General features: G+C 72.3%; 18 protein-coding genes and 1 pseudogene. 8 read left to right on the top strand and 11 right to left on the bottom strand.

The features are described 5' to 3' along the window. Positions 1–122 precede the first annotated feature (122 nt). Positions 123–2,387: a terpene synthase family protein gene (locus QMZ92_RS19375; RefSeq protein ID WP_283298628.1), complete on the top strand. Its 2,265-nt coding sequence runs from the start codon at positions 123–125 to the stop codon at positions 2,385–2,387. Between the two features lie 236 nt (positions 2,388–2,623). Here the strand turns inward: QMZ92_RS19375 and QMZ92_RS19380 are convergent, their stop codons facing one another. The 7 genes from QMZ92_RS19380 to QMZ92_RS19410 form a co-directional block, all read right to left on the bottom strand. After that, a complete protein-coding gene (locus tag QMZ92_RS19380) occupies positions 2,624–3,124 on the bottom strand; it encodes a hypothetical protein (RefSeq protein WP_283298629.1) in 501 nt (166 codons plus the stop codon). Positions 3,125–3,227: 103 nt separating this feature from the next. After that, on the bottom strand, positions 3,228–3,626 hold the full coding sequence (locus tag QMZ92_RS19385; RefSeq protein ID WP_283298630.1) for an ACT domain-containing protein: 399 nt from the start codon (positions 3,624–3,626) through the stop codon (positions 3,228–3,230). 177 nt (positions 3,627–3,803) lie between these two features. Further along, positions 3,804–4,046, bottom strand: a complete 243-nt coding sequence (locus QMZ92_RS19390; RefSeq protein WP_283298631.1) for a DUF397 domain-containing protein — start codon at positions 4,044–4,046, stop codon at positions 3,804–3,806. A 212-nt stretch (positions 4,047–4,258) separates the two neighbouring features. Next, entirely contained in the window at positions 4,259–5,428 is a 1,170-nt protein-coding gene (locus QMZ92_RS19395) for a thiolase family protein (protein WP_283298632.1), read from the bottom strand. Then, positions 5,418–6,470, bottom strand: coding sequence for a thiolase family protein (locus tag QMZ92_RS19400; protein WP_283298633.1), 1,053 nt, complete (start codon positions 6,468–6,470; stop codon positions 5,418–5,420). Before QMZ92_RS19400 ends, QMZ92_RS19395 begins: the two co-directional genes overlap by 11 nt. Before the next feature lie 2 nt (positions 6,471–6,472). Next, positions 6,473–7,495, bottom strand: coding sequence for a Zn-ribbon domain-containing OB-fold protein (locus tag QMZ92_RS19405; RefSeq protein ID WP_283298634.1), 1,023 nt, complete (start codon positions 7,493–7,495; stop codon positions 6,473–6,475). A gap of 191 nt (positions 7,496–7,686) precedes the next feature. After that, positions 7,687–8,487 carry a crotonase/enoyl-CoA hydratase family protein gene (locus QMZ92_RS19410; RefSeq protein WP_283298635.1) on the bottom strand — a complete coding sequence of 267 codons (801 nt, stop codon included), beginning with the start codon at positions 8,485–8,487 and terminating at the stop codon, positions 7,687–7,689. Positions 8,488–8,663: 176 nt separating this feature from the next. Between QMZ92_RS19410 and QMZ92_RS19415 the strand changes: the two genes are divergently transcribed. From QMZ92_RS19415 to QMZ92_RS19425, 3 genes are all read left to right on the top strand, one after another. Beyond that, positions 8,664–10,295, top strand: a complete 1,632-nt coding sequence (locus QMZ92_RS19415; protein WP_283298636.1) for an acyl-CoA synthetase — start codon at positions 8,664–8,666, stop codon at positions 10,293–10,295. A gap of 223 nt (positions 10,296–10,518) precedes the next feature. After that, entirely contained in the window at positions 10,519–11,856 is a 1,338-nt protein-coding gene (locus tag QMZ92_RS19420) for a pyridoxal phosphate-dependent aminotransferase (RefSeq protein WP_283298637.1), read from the top strand. A gap of 74 nt (positions 11,857–11,930) precedes the next feature. Further along, on the top strand, positions 11,931–12,737 hold the full coding sequence (locus QMZ92_RS19425; protein ID WP_283298638.1) for a GNAT family N-acetyltransferase: 807 nt from the start codon (positions 11,931–11,933) through the stop codon (positions 12,735–12,737). Positions 12,738–12,766: 29 nt separating this feature from the next. Here the strand turns inward: QMZ92_RS19425 and QMZ92_RS19430 are convergent, their stop codons facing one another. The 4 genes from QMZ92_RS19430 to QMZ92_RS19445 all read right to left on the bottom strand — a co-directional run bounded on the left by QMZ92_RS19430 (position 12,767) and on the right by QMZ92_RS19445 (position 16,973). Continuing rightward, a complete protein-coding gene (locus tag QMZ92_RS19430) occupies positions 12,767–13,681 on the bottom strand; it encodes a LysR family transcriptional regulator (RefSeq protein WP_283298639.1) in 915 nt (304 codons plus the stop codon). After that, positions 13,678–14,877, bottom strand: coding sequence for a glycine C-acetyltransferase (locus tag QMZ92_RS19435; RefSeq protein ID WP_283298640.1), 1,200 nt, complete (start codon positions 14,875–14,877; stop codon positions 13,678–13,680). The genes QMZ92_RS19430 and QMZ92_RS19435 overlap by 4 nt, the downstream gene beginning before the upstream one ends. A 79-nt stretch (positions 14,878–14,956) precedes the next feature. Then, positions 14,957–15,985, bottom strand: coding sequence for an L-threonine 3-dehydrogenase (gene tdh, locus QMZ92_RS19440; RefSeq protein ID WP_283298641.1), 1,029 nt, complete (start codon positions 15,983–15,985; stop codon positions 14,957–14,959). A gap of 130 nt (positions 15,986–16,115) precedes the next feature. Then, positions 16,116–16,973, bottom strand: coding sequence for an alpha/beta fold hydrolase (locus QMZ92_RS19445; RefSeq protein ID WP_283298642.1), 858 nt, complete (start codon positions 16,971–16,973; stop codon positions 16,116–16,118). A 191-nt stretch (positions 16,974–17,164) separates the two neighbouring features. Between QMZ92_RS19445 and paaK the strand changes: the two genes are divergently transcribed. The 4 genes and pseudogenes from paaK to QMZ92_RS19465 all read left to right on the top strand — a co-directional run bounded on the left by paaK (position 17,165) and on the right by QMZ92_RS19465 (position 20,462). Next, the gene (paaK, locus tag QMZ92_RS19450) at positions 17,165–18,478 is read left to right on the top strand and encodes a phenylacetate--CoA ligase PaaK (RefSeq protein WP_283298643.1); all 1,314 of its coding nucleotides are present in this window, start codon (positions 17,165–17,167) and stop codon (positions 18,476–18,478) included. A 207-nt stretch (positions 18,479–18,685) separates the two neighbouring features. Further along, the gene (locus QMZ92_RS19455) at positions 18,686–19,231 is read left to right on the top strand and encodes a hypothetical protein (protein WP_283298644.1); all 546 of its coding nucleotides are present in this window, start codon (positions 18,686–18,688) and stop codon (positions 19,229–19,231) included. A 159-nt stretch (positions 19,232–19,390) separates the two neighbouring features. Beyond that, positions 19,391–19,573, top strand: a complete 183-nt coding sequence (locus QMZ92_RS19460; RefSeq protein WP_283298660.1) for a hypothetical protein — start codon at positions 19,391–19,393, stop codon at positions 19,571–19,573. A 381-nt stretch (positions 19,574–19,954) separates the two neighbouring features. Then, a pseudogene (locus tag QMZ92_RS19465) lies at positions 19,955–20,462 on the top strand (GNAT family N-acetyltransferase). Positions 20,463–20,488: the final 26 nt, after the last annotated feature.

Genomic DNA, 20,488 nt, shown 5'->3' on the forward strand with positions numbered 1-20,488 from the left:
GTTCATCCGGACGGGTGATCATCGGGGCCGCGTGCTCCGGAGAGGGGACGGGTAGGGCTCGCCCGTACGCCGACCGGTCCGCGCGGCCCGCGCGCGGACGCTCACCGAAAGGCCGGGCACGTATGGCACAGCCCTTCGAACTGCCGGATTTCTACGTACCGTATCCGGCCCGACTCAACCCGCACGTCGACGCGGCACGCCGGCACACCCGTGAGTGGGCGCACCGCATGGGGATGCTGGAGGGGTCGGGGGTCTGGGAGCTCGAGGACCTGGAGGCGCACGACTACGCCCTGTTGTGCGCCTACACCCATCCGGACTGCTCGGCGGAGGCGCTCTCGCTGGTCACCGACTGGTACGTGTGGGTGTTCTTCTTCGACGACCACTTCCTGGAGGTCTACAAGCGCACGGGCGACACGGCGGGCGGCAAGGACTATCTGGACCGGCTCCCCGCGTTCATGCCGCTGGACCCGGAGCAGGGCGTCCCGGAGCCGACCAACCAGGTGGAGGCGGGACTCGCCGACCTGTGGGCACGGACTGTGCCGAGCATGTCCGCGGCATGGCGGGCCCGGTTCGCCGAGGCGACGGAGCACCTGCTCAACGAGTCGCTGTGGGAGCTGCACAACATCAACCAGGGCCGGATCGCCAACCCGGTCGAGTACGTCGAGATGCGGCGCAAGGTCGGCGGTGCGCCGTGGTCGGCGGGGCTCGTCGAGTTCGCGGCGGGCGCCGAGGTCCCCGAGCGGGTCGCCGGCTCGCGGCCGATGCGGGTGCTGAGGGACGCGTTCTCCGACGCGGTTCATCTGCGCAACGACCTGTTCTCGTACGAGCGGGAGGTCGGCGACGAGGGCGAGAACAGCAACGGCGTACTGGTGCTGGAGACGTTCCTCGGCTGCTCGACGCAGGAGGCGGCCGATGCGGTCAACGACCTGCTGACGTCACGGCTGCAGCAGTTCGAGAACACCGCGCTCACCGAGGTCCCGGCGCTCTGCGTGGAGACCGGGCTGGACCCGGCGGAGTGCGCGGCGGTCGCCGCGTACACCAAGGGCCTGCAGGACTGGCAGTCCGGCGGGCACGAGTGGCATCTGCGTTCCAGCCGCTACATGAACAAGGGCGCGGTGGCGGGGCCTTCGCTGTTCGACGGGGTGCTCGGGACGTCGGCCCTGGACGTGAGGACGCTGTTCGGCCGGCCGGCGGTGTCCAGGCTGCGCGGACTGACGCACGTACCGCACCGGCCGACGGGGCCGTCGCTGCTGCCCGAGTTCGACTGCCCGTTCCCCCTGACGCTCAGCCCGCACCATGAGGAGGCGCTGACCAGGTCGGTCGCCTGGGCGAAGCGGATGGGGCTGCTCGGGGACGTCTGGGACGAGGAGATGCTCACCGGCTTCGACTTCGCCCTCTGCGCGGCCGGCCTCGACCCGGACGCCACACCGGAGGAGCTGGAGCTCAGCACGGAGTGGCTGACATGGGGCACGTACGGGGACGACTACTACCCGCTGGTGTTCGGCCGCCCCCGCAATCTCCTCGGCGCGAAGGCGTGCACGGACCGGCTGACGGCCTGTATGCCGCTTGACGACCCGGGGTCGGGCGCGGCGGTGGCGGAGAGCCCGATGGAGCGGTCACTCGCGGACCTCTGGGCGCGGACGGCGGGGCCGATGGGCCCCGAGGCGCGGGCTGGGCTGCGGCGTGCGATGGACGTGATGCTGGAGAGCTGGCTGTGGGAGCTGCACAACCAGGCGCAGCACCGGGTGCCCGACCCCGTGGACTACATGGAGATGCGGCGCAGCACCTTCGGGTCGGACCTCACGATGATGCTGTGCCGGCTGCGGCACGAGGGGGAGCTGCCGCCGGAGATCCACGGCACGGGGACGATGCGGAGCCTGGAGAACGCGGCGTCGGACTACGCCTGCCTGCTCAACGACCTCTTCTCGTACCAGAAGGAGATCGAGGTCGAGGGCGAGCTGCACAACGGCGTCCTGGTGGTGCAGAACTTCTTCGGCTGCGACTATCGGGCCGCCGTCGCGATCGTGGACGATCTGATGCGGTCGCGGCTGAGCCAGTTCCTGCACATCAAGGAGAACGAACTCCCGCTGCTGCATGAGCGGTTCGCGCTGGACTCCCGGGGCAGGGCGGCGCTGGATGCCTATGTGCGGGAACTGGAGGACTGGCTCGCGGGCATCCTGAACTGGCACCGGAAGGCGCGCCGTTACGGGGCGGAGGACGTGCGGTCGGGCGCGGGCTCGGCGTTGTGCCTCGACGGTCCCCTGGCACTGGGGATGTCGGCGGCGAGAGTCGTCGACCTGCTCCGGGCGGGTGCGGGGTCGGGGGCGTCGGTGGGCACCGGCACGGGATCGCACCCCGGCTCGACGGCGGGTGCCGTGCGGCTCTGACCCGGGTGGACGGGAGGCTGGTGTCCGCTCGGGAACGTCCCGCGCGGCGGCACGGACCGGGGTGGACGGGCTGTCGTACGGTCCCGCGGCAGGGGGCGTGGGACCGTACGGGGGCCGGGCGGCGCGGAGGAGTGGGCCGCGGGGACGAGGGCGCGCGGGCATGACCTGATCCAGACCGTCACCGGCGCCGGCGGGCTCCGCCCCCGCCGCGGGTCGCGGCGGCGGTGCCCGGAGGATCAGCCCTGCTGGAAGAGTTCCGCGGGCAGCGGCTTGAGGAGGGCGTACAGATCGTCGGTGATCGGCCGGTCCCAGCTGGCGATGGTGACGAGGACGTTGTCACTGCGGTCGAACTGCACGCAGGAGATCCGGCCGTCGGAGAGCTTGATCCTGCGCACGATCAGCAGGTTGTCACCCTGCATCACGGGGACGTCCTCGGTGCCGACGACCGTGACGTCCTCGTCGTTCTCCAGTGCCGCGAGAAGCTGGGCGACCTCGAAGGGGGCCTGTCCTTCGGCGACCTCGCGGGCGGGCGAGCCCTCCGGCAGATTGCCGATGATCATCGCGGGGCCCCGGCCTCCGAACAGGTCGTAGCGCAGGAAGACGCCCTGGCAGCTGCCGTCGGGCGCGGGCAGCAGCCCGGCGCCGAGGTTGCCGGGCCAGTCCCCCGGGTCCATGGCCAGGACGTCGAAGTCCGGGCCCGCGGGAGTGGAGGCGCTGCGGCGGCGGAGGAAGGACATGCCGACATGGTACGTGTCCCGCGGGCCGTGCCGCCGAGCGGGCGCTCCCGTGCGCGACACGCCGGAACGGGGCGGACGGCCGGTCGCACCGGGGCCCGCGGGCTCAGCCGGCGCGTGCCGCCAGCTCCTGCAGGAGGGTGACCGACTCGTCCACGCGTTCGTGCGGCACGAACAGGTGGTCGTGGTGGTGGCCGGCGACGACGTTGCAGCTGATGCCCGCGTCGGCCAGGGCGGTGGCGACGGCGGCGGTGAGCCCGACGGCGTCGAGCGCGGAGTGCACGCGCAGGGTGATCCAGCCGGCGACGTAGTCGTGGGCCAGCCCTGCGGCGTCGGCCTCCTCCTCGCGCAGGACGAGGGTCAGGCCCTCGTCCTCGGCGACGGTGACCACGGGGGCGAGGCCGGGCGGCGGCGCACCGGTGACGGTGGTGAAGACATAGCGGCCGGGGTTCGGTTCGGGACGCATGCCGGTCAGCAGACGGCCGAGGTCACGTTCTGGGCTCATGATCGTCAGCCTAGGCCGTGCGGGCGGGTTCTCCTCTTCCTCGTCGATGCGACCGTCACCAGCGCAAACCGAGCGCTTGAATCCAAGGGTTCTCGAAGCATTTGCCTTTCATTCGAAGGTCGGCGTCCAGGGTGGCGGCCCGGCGCGCCTCGCACACGGGCCGCCGCCGGAGGCATGTCAGGTGAGGTCGAACTCCCCGTGCCGGGCGTTCATGACGAAGGCGCGCCACTCGGCCGGGCTGAAGATCAGTGACGGGCTGCCGGGACGGCCGCCGTTCCTCATCGCGATGAAGCCCTCGACGAAGGCGATCTGGACGTCTCCCGCCCCCTGGCTCCCCGACTGCCAGTCCGCCCGACTGAGGTCGAGCTCCGGCTTGTCCCAACCCGAAAGCGGCTGCTCCGTGGTGATGCTCTCGGCCACGTCCCTACTCCTCCCGGTTCGTCGTCCGGGGTCAGCGTAGCGATCGGGGCCGGGCGCGGACAGGCCGCCACAGGAGGACTCGCGGCTGCGTCCGGAATGCCGGCCGGGGCCGCTCTCAGGGCCCGCCTCCGTGTGCCCCACCGCCCCGGTGTGCGCAGTTGCCGCCCGTCGTCGTGCCCCGGTGGGCGACCGGACCCACCGGGGCACGGACTTCAGGTCGCCGGAGGCTCGGCGCCCACCAGCCACATGGAGAAGAACTGCGAGCCCCCGCCGTAGGCGTGGCCGAGGGCCTTCCGCGCACCCTCCACCTGGTGCGCACCCGCCCGGCCCCGTACCTGGAGGGCCGCCTCGGCGAAGCGGATCATCCCGGAAGCACCGATGGGGTTGGCGGACAGCACCCCGCCGGACGGGTTCACCGGCAGGTCGCCGTCCAGTTCCGTGACGCCGGACTCGGTGAGCTTCCAGCCCTCGCCCTCCGCCGCGAAGCCCAGGTTCTCCAGCCACATCGGCTCGTACCAGGAGAAGGGCACGTACATCTCGACGGCGTCGATCTCGCGGCGAGGGTCGGTGATGCCCGCCTGCCGGTAGACGTCGACGGCGCAGTCCTTGCCGGCCTGCGGGGACACGAAGTCCTTTCCCGCGAACAGCGTCGGTTCGCTGCGCATGGCACCGCCGTGCACCCAGGCCGGGCGGTGCGGCGAACGGGCGGCTCCGGCCCGGTCGGTGAGGACCATCGCACAGGCGCCGTCGGAGGACGGGCAGGTCTCCGAGTACCGGATCGGGTCCCAGAGCATCGGCGAGGACTGCACCTTCTCCAGAGTGATGCCGTGCTCGTGGAGGTGGGCGTACGGGTTCTTCAGCGCGTTGCGGCGGTCCTTGTACGCGACCAGGGAGCCCACGGTCCGGGGTGCGCCGCTGCGGCGCATGTACGCACGTACGTGCGGGGCGAAGAACCCGCCCGCGCCGGCGAGGAGCGGCTGCTGGAACGGGACGGGCAGCGACAGGCCCCACATCGCGTTCGATTCGGACTGTTTTTCGAAGGCGAGGGTGAGGACCGTCCGGTGGACACGGGCCGCCACGAGGTTGGCGGCGACCAGCGCCGTCGATCCGCCGACCGAGCCCGCCGTGTGCACGCGCAGCATCGGCTTGCCGACGGCGCCGAGGGCGTCGGCCAGGTACAGCTCCGGCATCATCACGCCCTCGAAGAAGTCGGGGGCCTTGCCGATGACGACGGCGTCGACGTCGGCCCAGCCGAGTCCTGCGTCGTCGAGCGCCCGCCGCGCGGCCTCACGGACGAGCCCGGCTATCGACACGTCGCGGCGGGCCGCGACGTGCTTGGTCTGGCCGACGCCGACGACGGCCACGGGTTCCTCAGCGGGCATGCGGCTCTCCTTCGAGGACGGCGACCAGGTTCTGCTGCAGGCAGGGGCCGGAGGTGGCGTGGGCGAGGGCGCGGTCGGAGGCGCCCCGGTGGACGGCGGCGGCGGCCTCGCCGATGCGGATCAGGCCCGCTGCCATGACGGGATTGGCCGCGAGGGCGCCGCCCGAGGCGTTGATCCGCACGGAGCCGCCGAGACGCAGCGCCTTGCGCAGCACGACCTCCTGGGAGGTGAACGGGGCGTGGAGTTCGGCGGTGTCCACGGGCCGCTCGAAGGCTCCGGCCCCTTCGGCTGCGAGCCGCGTCGAGGGCGAGTCGGTGAGGTCGCGCACCCCGAGGGAGTGCGGTTCGATGCGGTGGTCCATGCCCCGGATCCAGGCGGGGCGGTCACACAGTTCCCGTGCCCTGTCCCCGGCGGCGAGGACCACCGCGGCCGCGCCGTCGCCGACGGGTGGGCAGTCGCCGGTGCGCAGGGGCCGGACGACGTAGTCCCCCTGCCCGCGGGCCCCGCGGAGCTGGGCGTGCGGATTGTCCGCGGCGTCTGTCCTGCTGCGTGCCGCGATCGCGGCCAGGGCCGGCTCGTCCGTCTCCCCCGCGTCGACGAGCGCCTGGGCCTGCAGGGCGGCGAGGGCCACCGAGTCGGGCCAGAGCGGGGCGAGGTAGTAGGGGTCGAGCTGACGGGTGAGGACGTCGCGGACGGAGCCGGGCGAGGACTTGCCCCAGGAGTAGACGAGGGCCGTGTCCGCCTCGCCGGTGAGGAGTTCGACCCAGGCCTCGTACAGCGCCCAGGCACCGTCCGTCTCCACGTGCGACTCGGCGATGGGCGGCCAGGCGCCCACGCCGTCGAGCGCCATCGTGAAGGAGAACGCCCGGCCGGCGAGGTAGTCGGAGGAACCGGAGCAGGTGAAGCCGATGTCACCGGTGCGCAGCCCGGTGCGTCCGAGGACGTCGTGGAGCACGGGCATGAGCATCTCGACCTCGGAGAGCTCCTCGCTGCCGCGTACGTGGTCGGTCTGGGAGAAGGCGACGATCGCGACGTCTCGCATGGCTACAGCAGCTCCTTGTAGGCGTCGTAGTCCGCGTCGGGTTCGCCGGTGGGCCGGTAGTGGTCGGGGTGCCGGCCGTCCTCGGTCCACACCGGTTCGACGCGCAGGCCCATGCGCACCTGGTCGTAGGGAATGCCCCCGATGCGGCCGTGGAGCGCGAGGCCGGCACCGTCGAGGGCGATGTGCGCGTACACGTACGGGACGTCGATGTCGAGGTTCTTCGCCTTGATGTTGACGATGCAGAACGTGGTGACGGTGCCGCGGGGACCGACCTCGACCTGTTCGGAGGTCGCGATGCCGCACGTCGGGCAGGCGCCCCTCGGCGGTACGTAGACCTTGCGGCAGGATGGGCAGCGCTCGCCGGTGGTGCGGCGCTCCGCGAGGGCGTTGATGAAGCGGGTCTGGGCACGCCCGGGCGTGTAGGTGTAGTCGAGCCGGGCCGGGACGACGATGCCGGTGACGGGGTCGTCGAACTCCCCGCTGTGGAGACGGGGTCGGGTCGCGGCGCGCCCCTCGGTCCCGGGCGTCGCCGGGGTCGGCACCCCCTGGCCGCGGTCCTCGCACGGCTCGAAGCAGGCGATGTCCGTGATGGCTCCCGCACGCTCGGCGGCCCAGCGGACGCGGACCCGCATTCCGGTGCGCACGGCGTCGGGGCCGGGGGCGTCGAGGGCGTGGAGGAGGGCCGTGTCGGCGCCGTCGAGCCTCACCAGCACCCAGGCGAAGGGGGTGGCGAGGGGCTGACCCCGGCGCGGTTCCGGGTTCCAGGCCCAGGTGGTGACGGTGCCGGCGGTGCCGACCTCGACGAGTTCGCGTATCTCCTCGGCGTTCTCGGGGTCGTACTCCACCGGCGGGACGAGGATCCGGCCGCCGGTGGTCCTGACACCGAGCACGGTGCGCTCGCGCAGTCCGGTGAGGAACGCGGACTGCACGGGGCCGAGGGAGCGGGTGAAGGGAAACTCGACGGTGAGCGGGGCGCGCAGCACCTCCGGTGCGGGGGGCACCCGGGGTGCGGGGGTGGCGGTCATGGGACTCCTTCTGCCGGTTGCGTGCGGAGGGCCCTGCGGGTCCCCGGGTTGCCGTGGTGCTCCCGTGCGGACCGCCCCGGAGTCCGGCTGCCCGGGCGCGAGGCGGCGGGATCCGGCGCTCGGGCCGCCGAACGGTCCGTCGGGCGGGCGGCGAGGCGCACGGGCAATCAGGCGGTCAGGCGGTCAGGCGGTCAGGCCCGGCGGTACACGGGGTCGCGCTTCTCGGCGAAGGCGCGGGCGCCCTCCTTCGCGTCGGCGGTGTCGAAGACCGGCCAGCCGCGCCTCAGTTCGGCCGCGAGCCCTTCGGCCTCCGTCATCTCGGCCGTCTCGTAGACGGACGCCTTCACCGCCTCCACGGCGAGCGGACCGCAGGCGTTGATCCTCCCGGCGATCTCGAGGGCCCGCTCCAGCGCCGTGCCGTCGGGGACGACGCTGCCGACGAGGCCGATGCGCTCCGCCTCGGCGGCGCTGTAGGGGCGGCCGGTGAGCAGCATCTCGAGGGCGTGGGTGCGCGGGATCTGACGCTGGAGCCGCACGGTCGAGCCTCCGATGGGGAAGAGTCCTCTACGGACTTCGAACAGCCCGAACACGGCGCTCTGCGCGGCAACCCGGATGTCCGTGCCCTGGAGGATCTCGGTGCCCCCGGCGACGCAGGGCCCCTCGACCGCGGCGACGACCGGCTTGCGGGGGCGGTGGTGGCGGAGCATGGCCTTCCAGTGGAGGTCGGGGTCGGCCCTGAGCCGGTCGCGGTACTCCTCGCCCTCCATGCCCTTCCCGGCCAGGGCCTTGAGATCCATTCCGGCGCAGAACGAGCCGCCCGCGCCGGTCAGGACGACCGAGCGGACGCCGTCGTCCGCGTCGGCCTCCAGCCAGGCGTCGTACAGCCCGACCAGCATGGGCAGCGACAGTGCGTTCCTGGCCTCCGGTCTGTTCAGCGTGAGCACCAGAGTGGCGCCTTCGCGCAGCACGGTGAGGTGTTCCGTACCCGTCATGGCCGTCCTCCCGTCTCAAGACCTAGAACAGGTTGCAGGAGCCCGGGGAGCAGTTCAATAGTTTTCTGACAGTCAGTCAGATTTCTTCTGCGGTAGCCCTTCCCAGTTGTGGACGGCGGCGCTCTAATGACCGCTCCGAGGCGGTTGCGCCGTACGGGCCGGGGTCAGGAGGAACGGTGGAGTACAACCTTGCCGACCTGTTCGAGTCGGTCGTCGACGTGGTGCCGGACCGCGAGGCGCTCCTCTACCTCGACCACCCGGGAACGGGGGCCGAGCGTCGACTCACCTACGCGCAGCTCGACGCGGCGGCCAACCGGATCGCCCACCACCTCGCCGACGCGGGACTGAAGCCCGGGGAGCACCTCGGCCTGCACCTCTACAACGGCGTCGAGTACCTGCAGACGGTCCTCGGCTGCCTCAAGGCGCGCGTCGTCCCCGTCAACGTGAACTACCGCTATGTCGAGGAGGAACTCGTCTACCTCTACCGCGACGCCGATCTCGCGGCCCTCGTCTTCGACGCCGAGTTCACCGGGCGGGTGGCGGCCGCCCTGCCGCGGACGGAGAAGCTGCGGCACCTCGTGCGCGTCGGCGCCCCGGAGCCTGACGCGCCGGCCCTGGACTGCGCCGTGTTCACGGACGCCGAGGCGTCCGGCTCGCCGGAGCGCGGCTTCGGGGCGCGCTCGGCGGACGACCAGTTCATCATCTACACGGGCGGCACGACCGGGATGCCCAAGGGGGTGATGTGGCGCCAGGAGGACCTCTTCTTCGCCGGGCTCGGCGGTGGGGCGCCGACCGGTGACCCGGTGACGCGGCCGGAGGAACTGGCGGAGCGCGTCGCGGCGGGCGGCGCCGGCATCACCTTCTTCCCCACTCCCCCGCTGATGCACGGCACGTCGACGCTCACCTCGTTCATCGGCTTCGGCTTCGGCCAGCGGGTGGTGCTGCACCGCAAGTACGTGCCGGAGGAGGTGCTGCGCACGATCGAGCGGGAGCGGGTGACGTCGGTGTCGCTGGTGGGCGACGCGATGCTGCGACCACTGGTCGACGCGCTGAACGGCCCGTTGCAGGGCACGGACCTCTCGTCGCTGTTCAGCGTGTCGTCCTCCGGCGCGATCATGTCCGAGACGGTCCGGAAGCAGTTCAAGGCGCTGGCACCGCATGTGATGCTCCTGGACAACTTCGGCTCGTCGGAGTCCGGCTTCAACGGGACGGCCACGGAGGACTCGGGTCCGGGGAACGGGTTCCGGCTGCGGGTCAACCACCGTACGCAGGTGGTCGATCCGGTGACCTGCGAGCCGGTCGCGGTGGGCGAACCGGGCCGGATCGCCCAGCGCGGCCATGTGCCGCTCGGCTACTACAACGACCCGGCCAAGACCGCCGAGACCTTCTTCCGCCGGGGCGGCGAGCGCTGGGTGCTGCTCGGCGACATGGCAACGGTGGACGAGCAGGGCGTGGTCACCGTGCTGGGGCGGGGCTCCCAGTGCATCAACACCGGTGGGGAGAAGGTCTATCCGGAGGAGGTCGAGCAGGCGCTGAAGGCCCATCCGGACGTCTACGACGCACTGGTGGCCGGGGTTCCCGACGCGAAGTGGGGCAGTCACGTGGCCGCGGTCGTACAACTGCGGGAGGGGGCGCCCGCGCTGGACCTGGGGTCCGTGCAGGCGCACTGCCGCAGCATGCTGGCGGGGTACAAGATCCCGCGGCAACTGGTCCTCGCCCCGGCCATCCAGCGCTCTCCGAGCGGCAAGGCGGACTACCGCTGGGCACGGGCGGTCGCCGCGGCGGCCGGCGGCACCGGGACCGAGTGAGCCCCCGCCCGGACACCCCCGCCGGGCCCGGCGAGGCGAACCGCCCACGGTCAAGGGGCCCCGCCGCCCAGGTGGCCGGGGCGGGAGTGCTCGCCGGCGGCCCGAGGCGGCGGCGCCCGTCCGCCCGCCCCGGGAACAGCATCGGCCACTCGCGTTGAGCACGTTCGCGCGCCCGTACGTATTCCCCCGGCAGGGAGCAGCGAGCCACCTCCGGAGGACCCCCATGGCCGAAGCCGGCAGCAACGTCACCGAGCTCTTCCGCACGTCCACGGCGCACAGCCCGTCGTACGCCGCGCTGAGCCGGGCGACCCGTGACCAGCAGCCGATCACCGACTTCTGCATCCCCTGCAACCCGTACTTCCCGACACCCGAGATGTTCGAGGAATTGGGTGACCGGTTGCGGGAGATCCTCACCTACTACCCAAGCGGAGCGGACACCATCACCGCGGAGCTGTGCTCCGTGCTGGGACTCAATCCGCAGACCGTGGCCATGGGCAACGGCTCCACCGAACTGATCACCTGGATCGACCATCTGCTGGTGCGCGAGTCGCTGGCGGTGCCGGTGCCGACGTTCGGCCGCTGGACGGACCAGCCCATGGAGACGGGCAAGCGCGTGGACATGTTCCCGCTGCCCGAGTCCCACGGTTTCGTGCTCGATCCGGCGACGTTCGTCGACTTCGTACGCTCGCGCGGCTCCCGTACCGCCGTCATCTGCAATCCGAACAATCCGGACGGCGGTCTGCTGCCGCGGCACGCCGTCCTCGCTCTGCTCGACCAGCTCCAGGACCTGGACCTGGTCGTCGTGGACGAGTCGTTCCTGGAGTTCGCCGACGCCGAGGCGGACGCCAGTGTCGTCGGCGACGCGGTGCTGCGGCCCAACACGATCGTGCTGAGGAGCCTGGGCAAGAACTTCGGGCTCCACGGGGTGCGCTTCGGCTATCTCGTCGCCAACCCGGGGCTCGCCGGCCGGGTACGGGCGGCCCTGCCCAAGTGGAACCTCAACTCCTTCGCGGAGACCGTGGTGTTCATGCTGAAGGAGTACCGGCTGGAGTACACGCACAGTCTGCGGCTGGTGCAGCGCGACCGCCAGGAGATGATCTGGCAGCTGAGCCGGCTGCCCGGACTCACGGTGTACCCGTCGCAGGGCAACTTCGTGTACGTGCGGCTCCCGGAGGGGGCGGACGGCGCGCTGCTGCGGGACCGCCTGCTGGAGGAGCACGGCGTGCTGGTGCGGGAGTGCGGCAACAAGATCGGCAGCTCCAGCAGGTACCTGCGGCTCGTGGTACGGCCGCAGCCGGACGTCCAGCGGCTGGTGGCGGGGCTGGAACGGACGCTGTACGGGACGCCCCACACGTCCGGCCCGGCCCCGCTGCCCGGCCAGGACCTGGTGCCGGGCCACGACCTGGTGCCGGGCCAGGACCTGGTGCCGGGCCAGGACCTGGTGCCCGCCGCACGGCACCCCGGCCCGATGCCCACGCACGCCGCCCACCCCTCCCCGGCGCACGCGATGCCGTACGCCTCCGGCACGGCCGCGGTGGACCGGCTGGTGCAGGGCGCCTGAACCCGGCCCGCACGGTCACCGCGCCCCGGTGAAACTCCGTTGCCGCCGCGGCACCCCGGTGCTCGACTGTCCGGATGGATCAGCCTGAGGCGGTACTCGCGCTCTACGACCGGCAGATGCGGCGGGGCGCGGTGGCGGACGGGCCCGGTGCACGGGTCGAGCACGTGGGCGGGGTCGTCCGGCAGACCGCCGGGGACGACGGCGGCTGGAACGGGGTCCTCTGGTCGGACCTGGACGGAGCGACGGCGGACGGAGCCGTCGCGGAGCAGGTGCACCACTTCGGCTCCCTCGGGCGGGACTTCGAGTGGAAGCTGTACGGACACGACCGGCCGGCCGACCTGGCGGACCGGCTGCTCGCCGCCGGGTTCGTGCGGGAGCCCGCCGAGACGCTGATGGCCGCCCCGGTCGGCGCCCTCCGGGGTCTCGAGGTGGCGCTCCCCGCGGGGGTGGCGCTCCGCGAGGTGACGGACGCGGCCGGGGTCGAACTCGCGGTGCGCGGTTACGGGCGGGCGTTCGGCGCGGACGGCTCCTGGCTGCGGGAGCACCTGCCGGCGCAGCTGTCGTCCGCGCGGCGGACGACGGTGGCCGTGGTGGCGACCGCGGACGGGGAGCCGGTGGGCACCTCGCGGCTGGAGCTGGCCCCGGGCCGGGACTTCGCCGGCCTGTGGAGCGGAGGCACGGTGCCTCAGTGGCGCGGCCGCGGTCTGTACCGCGCCTCGGTGGCCTTCCGCGCACGCCTCGCGGCCGAACGGGGCCACCGCTTCCTCCAGGTGGACGCGCTGCCGTCGAGCCGGCCGATCCTGGAGCGGCTGGGATTCACCGCGCTGGGCACGACGACGCCGTTCCTGTACCGGCCGCAGGGGCCGGCCCGGCAGGGGTGACGCCGCCCCGGCGGAAGCCCGGCGGGTGGTCAGCCGGTGGAGAGACCCCCCGCCGCGCGCGCCAGGGCTTCCAGGACCGGGCTGAGCAGCGGATGGCTCTCGGCGCCGCGCCGGACCGCCGCGAAGACGCGCCGGGTGGCGGCCGGGCCGGCGACGGGAAGGACCACGGTGTCCTTCAGCTCCATGCCGCGCAGGGCCGAGCGGGGTACGAGGGCCACTCCGGCGCCCACGCCGGCCAGGGCCACCACGGCCCGGAAGTCGTCCGACGAGTGGGTGAGGCGCGGCTGGAATCCGGCGAGTTCGCAGGCCAGGAGCATCACGTCATGGCAGGGGTTGCCGGGGTACTGGCCGATCCAGTCGCTGTCCGCGAGGGCGGCGAGCTCCACCCGGCCGCGGTCCGCGAGCGGGTGGCCGCAGTGCAGCACGGCGTCGAAGGGCTCCGCGTAGAGCGGAACCCGCGCGAGGCGGCGGTCGTCCTCGCGCGGGGCACCCCGGTACTCCACGGCCAGGGCGAGGTCGGCCTCCCCGTCCAGGACCATGGGCAGGCTCTCGTCGCCCTCGGCGTCACGGACGCGCACCCGGATCCCGGGGTGGTCCTGGGCGAGCCGTCCGATGGCCGGGGCGAGGACCTCGGCGATCCCGGTGGCGAAGGAGGCGACGGTCACCTCGCCGGCCGCGCCGCCCGCGTACGCCGCGAGCTCCGCCTCCGCCCGCTCCAGCTGGGAGAGCACGGCGTGGGCGTGGCCGAGCAGGATCTCGCCGGCCGCCGTCAGCGTCACGCCCCGGCCGCTGCGGATGAGCAGGGTGTGGCCGGTCTCCTGCTCCAGCGCGGCGAGCTGCTGGGAGACGGCCGACGGGGTCAGATACAGCGCCGCGGCCGCGGCGGTCACCGTACGGTGGTCCGCCACGGCGCGCAGAATGCGCAGCCTGCGAGGGTCGATCACCCCGCCATTGTCGCCCGGGCGTCGACGAACGCCCCCACCGCCCGCTCCACGTCCTCGGTCGAGTGCGCGGCGGAGAGCTGCACCCGGATACGGGCCTGGCCCATGGGGACCACCGGGTACGAGAAGCCGATCACGTAGACGCCGCGCTCCAGCAGCAGCTCGGCCATGCGCCCGGCCTCGGCCGCGTCACCGATCATGACGGGGGCGATCGCGTGGTCGCCGGGCAGGATCTCGAAGCCCTCCTCGGTCATCCGGCGGCGGAAGAGCGCGGTGTTGGCGGCGAGCTTCCCGCGCAGGTCGCCGGCGGACTCCAGCAGGTCCAGGACCTTGAGTGACGCGGCGGCGATGACCGGGGCGAGGGAGTTGGAGAACAGGTACGGGCGGGAGCGCTGGCGCAGCAGTTCGACGATCTCGGCGCGGGCCGCCACGTAACCGCCGGAGGCACCGCCGAGGGCCTTGCCGAGGGTGCCGGTGACGATGTCGACACGGTCCATCACCCCGTGCAGTTCGGGGGTGCCGCGGCCACCGGGGCCGACGAAGCCGACGGCGTGCGAGTCGTCGACCATGACCATCGCGTCGTACCGGTCGGCCAGGTCGCAGATCTCGTTCAGCGGCGCCACATAGCCGTCCATGGAGAACACGCCGTCGGTGACGATCAGCTTGCGACGGGCGCCGCCGTCGGCCGCCTCCTTGAGACGGGCCTCCAGCTCGGCCATGTCGCGGTTGGCGTAGCGGAAGCGGGCGGCCTTCGACAGGCGGATCCCGTCGATGATGCTGGCGTGGTTGAGGGCGTCGGAGATGACGGCGTCCTCCGGGCCGAGGAGGGTCTCGAAGACACCGCCGTTCGCGTCGAAGCAGGAGGAGTAGAGGATCGTGTCCTCTTGGCCGAGGAACGCGGACAGGCGCCGCTCGAGCTCCTTGTGGACCTCCTGGGTGCCGCAGATGAAGCGGACGGAGGCCATGCCGTAGCCCCAGCGGTCGAGGGCCTCCTTGCCGGCGGCGACGATCTCGGGGTGGTCGGCGAGTCCGAGGTAGTTGTTGGCGCAGAAGTTCAGCACCTCGCCGGGGGCACCACCGGCGGTGACGGCCACCGAGGCCGACTGGGGGGTGCCGATGACCCGCTCGGGCTTGTGGAGGCCGGCGGCGCGGATCTCGTCGAGGGTGGCGCGGAGGTCGTCGCGCACGGAGGCGTACATGCGGGTGCTCCCTTGGGATGTGGCTGCGGGCGAGTGGCGGAGGACGCCCTGCGGCCCGGCGCGGGCGCCGGGGCGGGGATCAGGCGGTCCAGTCGAGGATGATCTTGCCGCTGCGGGCGGTGGCGGCCTCGTCGAAGGCGGCCTCGAACTCCTGGTAGCCGTAGCTGCCGGTGATCACGGGACTGAGGTCGAGCCCGCCCTCCAGCAGGACCGTCATCGCGTACCAGGTCTCGAACATCTCACGGCCGTAGATGCCCTTGATCGTGATCATCGAGGTGACGATCTTCGACCAGTCGACGGCGAACTCCTGCGCGGGCAGGCCCAGCATCGCGATCCGGCCGCCGTGCGTCATGTTGTCGATCATGTCGCGGACGGCCTCGGGACGGCCGGACATCTCCAGACCGACGTCGAAGCCCTCCTTCAGACCCAGCGAGCGCTGCGCCTCGGCGATGCCGGTCTCGGCGACGTTGACCGCCAGCGTGGCGCCCACCTTGCGGGCCAGGTCGAGGCGGGGCTCGCTGACATCGGTGATCACGACGTTGCGGGCGCCTGCGTGGCGGGCGACGGCCGCCGCCATGACGCCGATCGGGCCCGCGCCGGTGATGAGGACGTCCTCGCCGACGAGCGGGAACGACAGCGCGGTGTGCACCGCGTTGCCGAACGGGTCGAAGATCGCGGCGACGTCGAGGTCGACCCGGGTGCGGTGGACCCAGACGTTCGAAGCGGGGAGGGAAACGTACTCGGCGAACGCGCCGTCGCGGCCGACGCCGAGCCCGACCGTGCTGCGGCACAGGTGGCGGCGGCCGGCGAGGCAGTTGCGGCACTTCCCACAGACCAGATGGCCCTCACCGCTGACCAGGTCGCCGACGGCCACGTCCTCGACGTCGGTGCCGACGGCGGCGACCTCCCCGACGAACTCGTGGCCGGCCACGAGCGGCGTGGAGATCGTCTGCTGCGCCCAGCCGTCCCAGGAGCGGATGTGGAGGTCGGTTCCGCAGATGCCGGTGCGCAGGACCTTGATCAGCACGTCGCCGGGACCGTACTCGGGCTCGGGAACGTCCATGAGCCACAGCCCGGGCTCGGCGTGCTGCTTGACGAGTGCCTTCATGGGTGCGGCTCCAGGCGTGGCGAGGGGTTGACCAGGCATGACGACCCGGCCGACGGTGATGCGCACCAATCTGCCGAGCCCGGGGCGTTCAGTCCATCGAGATCTTCTTAAGCGGGCCGACAGCAGAACTTCACGGCGGGCGTCCGTCCGCCTCCAGGAAGGCCGCGACGGTACGGCGGAAGGCGCGGGGGTCGTCGAGCCACGGATAGTGGCCGGCGCCGGACTGCACGGCCGCCGTGCCGTGCGGGAACACCGCGGCGATCTCGCGTGCCCTGGCAGGTGTGGGACCGCCGTCGTACTCGCCGGCGAGTACCAGGACGGGCGCCTCCAGTGCGGCCATCGCCTGCCGTGTGGCGCCCGGGTCGAACGCGCCTCGGGCGTAGTAGCAGCCGCGCGCGTGCGGGTTCGTCTGGTGCGCGTCGTCCGCGGCGTGCTCCCGGGCGGCGGCGTCCCAGCGGCCGTACATGAAGGGCACGATGTCCGGCCAGAGGTCGTCGAGCTCCGCCCCGCCGAGGAACGCCTCCCAGGCCGAGCGGCCGGCCTCGAACCACGGTTCGCCCCGGCGCAGCGCGACCGCGCCGCGCCAGTCCTCCGCGGTGGCCTCGATGCCGAGGGCGCGCGTGCCGGGGGTGACGAGGGTCAGGGAGCGCACCCGTCCGGGGTGCGCCGCCGCGTACAGCAGGGCGAGGTTGCCGCCCGCCGAGTGGGCGAGGACATCGGCGCGGTCGAGTCCGAGGTGCTCGCGGAGCGCATCGACGTCGTCGACGAGCCGGTCGCAGCGGTACGTCGCGTCGTCGCCGGGGACCGCGGAGTCGCCCGTGCCGCGCAGATCGAGGCGTACGAGCCCGCGGTGGGCCGTCAGGCCGCCGAGGTCACCGAGGTACGCCGAGGCGCGCATCGGGCCGCCGGGCAGGCAGACCAGCGGCTCGCCCTCGCCGTCGGCGTGGTAGGCGAGCGCCGTGCCGTCGTAGGCGCTGAAGGTCGGCATACGGTGATCTTCTCCGGGCGGCGGCGATCCCGCCAACGGATCGGGCGGCCCACGGTGCGCCGCCCGGCCGCGGACCCGACCGGGCCTCACCGACGTCTTGACGCCCGGCCCGGGTGACTGGATTACTGATCCGGGACAGCTCGACCGAATGATCGGTCGCCCGGTTTGCGAGTGACACGGGAGTCATCCGTATGACGGATCGGACGGAACCGACGGAGCCTGCGGACCTGCTGGACGCCGGTGAGCGCCTCGGCCGCGGGGAGCTGCGGGCCCTGCAGCTCGAGCGGCTGGGGACGACCCTGCGCCACGCGTACGACAACGTCGGCTTCTACCGGGAGTCGTTCGACAAGGCCGGACTGCGGCCCGAGGACTGCCGCTCCCTGGCGGACCTGGCCCGCTTCCCCTTCACCACCAAGGCGGATCTGCGCGACAGCTACCCGTTCGGGATGTTCGCCGTGGAGGAGTCACGGGTGCGCCGCATCCACGCCTCCAGCGGCACGACCGGGCGGCCCACGGTGGTCGGCTACACGGACCGGGACCTGGACACCTGGGCGGACGTGGTGGCCCGCTCCATCCGCGCGGCCGGCGGCAGGCCGGGGCACAAGGTCCATGTGGCGTACGGCTACGGCCTGTTCACGGGCGGCCTCGGCGCGCACTACGGCGCGGAGCGTCTCGGCTGTACGGTCGTCCCGGCCTCGGGCGGGATGACGGCCCGGCAGGTTCAGCTGATCCAGGACTTCCGGCCCGAGATCATCATGGTGACCCCGTCGTACATGCTGACGCTGCTGGACGAGTTCGAGCGGCAGGGCGTCGATCCGCGCTCAACCTCGCTGAAGGTGGGGATATTCGGCGCGGAGCCGTGGACCGAGGAGATGCGGCGGGAGATCGAGGAGCGGTTCGCGATCGACGCGGTCGACATCTACGGGCTGTCGGAGGTGATGGGGCCGGGCGTGGCCCAGGAGTGCGTGGAGACCAAGGACGGTCTGCACGTCTGGGAGGACCACTTCTATCCGGAGGTCGTGGACCCCTCCACGGGCGAGGTGCTTCCGGACGGCGAGGAGGGCGAGCTGGTCTTCACCTCGCTCACCAAGGAGGCCATGCCCGTGATCCGCTACCGGACACGGGACCTGACGCGGCTGCTGCCGGGAACGGCACGGGTGTTCCGGCGGATGGAGAAGGTCACCGGGCGCAGCGACGACATGATCATCCTGCGTGGGGTGAACCTCTTCCCGACCCAGATCGAGGAGATCGTGCTCCGCACACCCGGTGTCGCCCCGCACTTCCAGCTGCGCCTGACACGGGACGGCCGGATGGACGCGCTCACCGTCCGGGCCGAGGCGCGCGGGGGCGTGTCGCCGGAGCAGCGCGAGGCCGCGGCCCTGGGGATCGCGGCGGCGGTCAAGGAGGGGGTCGGAGTGTCCGTCGCGGTCGAGGTGGTCGATCCGGAGACGCTGGAGCGATCCGTCGGCAAGATCAAGCGGATCGTCGACCTGCGGTCGACCTGACCCGGCCCCGAGGCAGGGCGCGCCCGGCTGTCGCCAGCGCCCCACCGCCCGCGCCATGTGCACCGCGCGCGCCGCGTCCCGCCGTCCTCGCCGGTCCACCCGAACGCCCGCCACGCTTTGCGGTCCAGCCGCGCCGGACGGACCATCACTGCGGAAGCCTCCTGCCACAGGCCACCCGGGCCTGTCCGTCCCGCGGAGGGATGCACCGTGGACACATCCTCACTGGCCGGGATCGAGTCGGTCGTCAAGGGCGGCAGAGCCGTGATGGCGGCCGACGACACCGCTGTCGTGGACGCGGTGAAGGAGACCGTGCGCAGCGGCCGTACGGCGACCTTCTATCTGACCCGGCCCCAGTTCGACGCCGTGAACGCCTGGTACTGGACCCCCAACCGGATGAAGCAGCTCGGTCTGGAGCCGGTGTCCGACGAGGAGATGGCGCGGATCACGGCGGAACTCGGGGCCGAGGCGTGCGGGTCCGCCTACTCCAACCGGATCAAGTGCCCTTCTGGCCACGTCTACGGGGCGTTCGAGTTCGTCAAGCAGGGCATCGAGGAACACGGCCTCGACGCCACCCGGGCGGTGTTCGCACTCAAGGACACCGCCGTGATCCGCGCCAACCCGCACCAGCAGGTGCAGTGCGTCGAGTGCCGCCGGCGGCTCGCCACGCCGCACTACTACGTCTACTGGGGCTACGGGTGCTGCGTGGACCTGGACGACACCTCGACCGCGGCGTTCGCGGTCCGGCACCGCTGACCCGGTGCCCGCGCCGGCCCCGGCGCGCAGGGCGGGCCGGTTCGGCGGACGGTCGGACCGGCGGTTCCACGGGCCGGTTTCGGCACCGTGCCGGGGACCGGCTAAGCTCGGCAGCCGCCTCCGGAACCGGGGGTGGAACTTGTCTGGGGAGAGGGCTGGTTGGCTGTGTGGCAAGAGGCGCCGATCTACGACCGGCTCGTCACCGAACGCGGTGATGTGCCCGCTCAGGTGCGCCGGGAGGCCGAGCAGACCCTGCGCGGTCTGGAGCAGGTGCTCCGGTCGGGTGTGGTTCCGTCCGGTACGCCCCCACAGCAGGCTCAGCCGTTCCCGCCCGGCAGTTAGGCCGTCTCGTTCGGATCACCTGACCGTCGGGTCGGGTATGCCGTTGACTGACGCGCCGCGGACGCGGACAGAGCTGTCGCTCCCGGACCGGACGCCGAAGCGGGGTGGCGGCGACGAGACCGCCGTGAGGTGATCGATGCGATCGCCTGGAAGTTCCAGACCGGGTGTCGGTGTACCGCCGGACGATGCATCAACCGCCCCGGCCGCCGCAGCACGGCCTTCCCGGCCCGGATACAACATCCGCCTGGGGAGGCTGTTTTCATGCCCTGGGCCGCCTGCCCGGGGACCAGCGATGATCGAACGGGCGTCAGCCCCGAGCCTCGGTGTCGCCGGTCCGGGCATGTGCAGCGCACCGGTTGACCACCTCTGCAAAGGAGTCTCGTGCCAGACGTATCCATTCGCCGCGCAGGCATCGCCGACCGTGCCGCAGTGGAGCGGTTGTGGCTGCTGTTCCGCCATGACCTGTCGGAGTTCGACGGCCTGCTGCCCAACGCTGAGGGAACCTTCCGCAGCGACCGGCTCCATATGGCCTTCTCCGAGCCGGACTGGGCGCCATACCTCCTCACCAGCGGTGGCAGCCTTCCGGGTTCGCGTTCGTCCGCGGTTTGACCACCCCGACGCGCGTGCTGAACAGCTTCTTCGTGGTGCGCGGGGCACGGCGGACAGGGGTCGGGCTGCACGCTGTTCGGAAGATCGCGACCATGCACCCCGGCTCGTGGGAGGTCGCGTTCAGGATGCCGGCAGAGCGGCGGTGCACTTCTGGCGTCGCGCCGCCACGGCGATCGCCGACGATGCATGGACCGAGGAACGCAGACCGACACCCGGTCGGCCCGACTTGCCTCCTGACGTCTGGATCTCGTTCAACGCCCCAGCGGTCACTCACGACTGAGCATCCATCGCCCGACTCACCACCCC

The sequence above is a fragment of the Streptomyces sp. HNM0645 genome (assembly GCF_030056615.1).
GTDB lineage: Bacteria > Actinomycetota > Actinomycetes > Streptomycetales > Streptomycetaceae > Streptomyces > Streptomyces marianii.

What these genes read in the sequence shown, in the direction of transcription:
- QMZ92_RS19405 (WP_283298634.1), bottom strand. Translation starts at nt 7,495, where the DNA reads ATGACCGCCACCCCCGCACCCCGGGTGCCCCCCGCACCGGAGGTGCTG.
- QMZ92_RS19400 (WP_283298633.1), bottom strand. Translation starts at nt 6,470, where the DNA reads ATGCGAGACGTCGCGATCGTCGCCTTCTCCCAGACCGACCACGTACGC.
- QMZ92_RS19435 (WP_283298640.1), bottom strand. Translation starts at nt 14,877, where the DNA reads ATGTACGCCTCCGTGCGCGACGACCTCCGCGCCACCCTCGACGAGATC.
- tdh (WP_283298641.1), bottom strand. Translation starts at nt 15,985, where the DNA reads ATGAAGGCACTCGTCAAGCAGCACGCCGAGCCCGGGCTGTGGCTCATG.
- QMZ92_RS19420 (WP_283298637.1), top strand. Translation starts at nt 10,519, where the DNA reads ATGGCCGAAGCCGGCAGCAACGTCACCGAGCTCTTCCGCACGTCCACG.
- QMZ92_RS19385 (WP_283298630.1), bottom strand. Translation starts at nt 3,626, where the DNA reads ATGAGCCCAGAACGTGACCTCGGCCGTCTGCTGACCGGCATGCGTCCC.
- paaK (WP_283298643.1), top strand. Translation starts at nt 17,165, where the DNA reads ATGACGGATCGGACGGAACCGACGGAGCCTGCGGACCTGCTGGACGCC.
- QMZ92_RS19425 (WP_283298638.1), top strand. Translation starts at nt 11,931, where the DNA reads ATGGATCAGCCTGAGGCGGTACTCGCGCTCTACGACCGGCAGATGCGG.
- QMZ92_RS19395 (WP_283298632.1), bottom strand. Translation starts at nt 5,428, where the DNA reads ATGCCCGCTGAGGAACCCGTGGCCGTCGTCGGCGTCGGCCAGACCAAG.
- QMZ92_RS19445 (WP_283298642.1), bottom strand. Translation starts at nt 16,973, where the DNA reads ATGCCGACCTTCAGCGCCTACGACGGCACGGCGCTCGCCTACCACGCC.
- QMZ92_RS19410 (WP_283298635.1), bottom strand. Translation starts at nt 8,487, where the DNA reads ATGACGGGTACGGAACACCTCACCGTGCTGCGCGAAGGCGCCACTCTG.
- QMZ92_RS19375 (WP_283298628.1), top strand. Translation starts at nt 123, where the DNA reads ATGGCACAGCCCTTCGAACTGCCGGATTTCTACGTACCGTATCCGGCC.
- QMZ92_RS19380 (WP_283298629.1), bottom strand. Translation starts at nt 3,124, where the DNA reads ATGTCCTTCCTCCGCCGCCGCAGCGCCTCCACTCCCGCGGGCCCGGAC.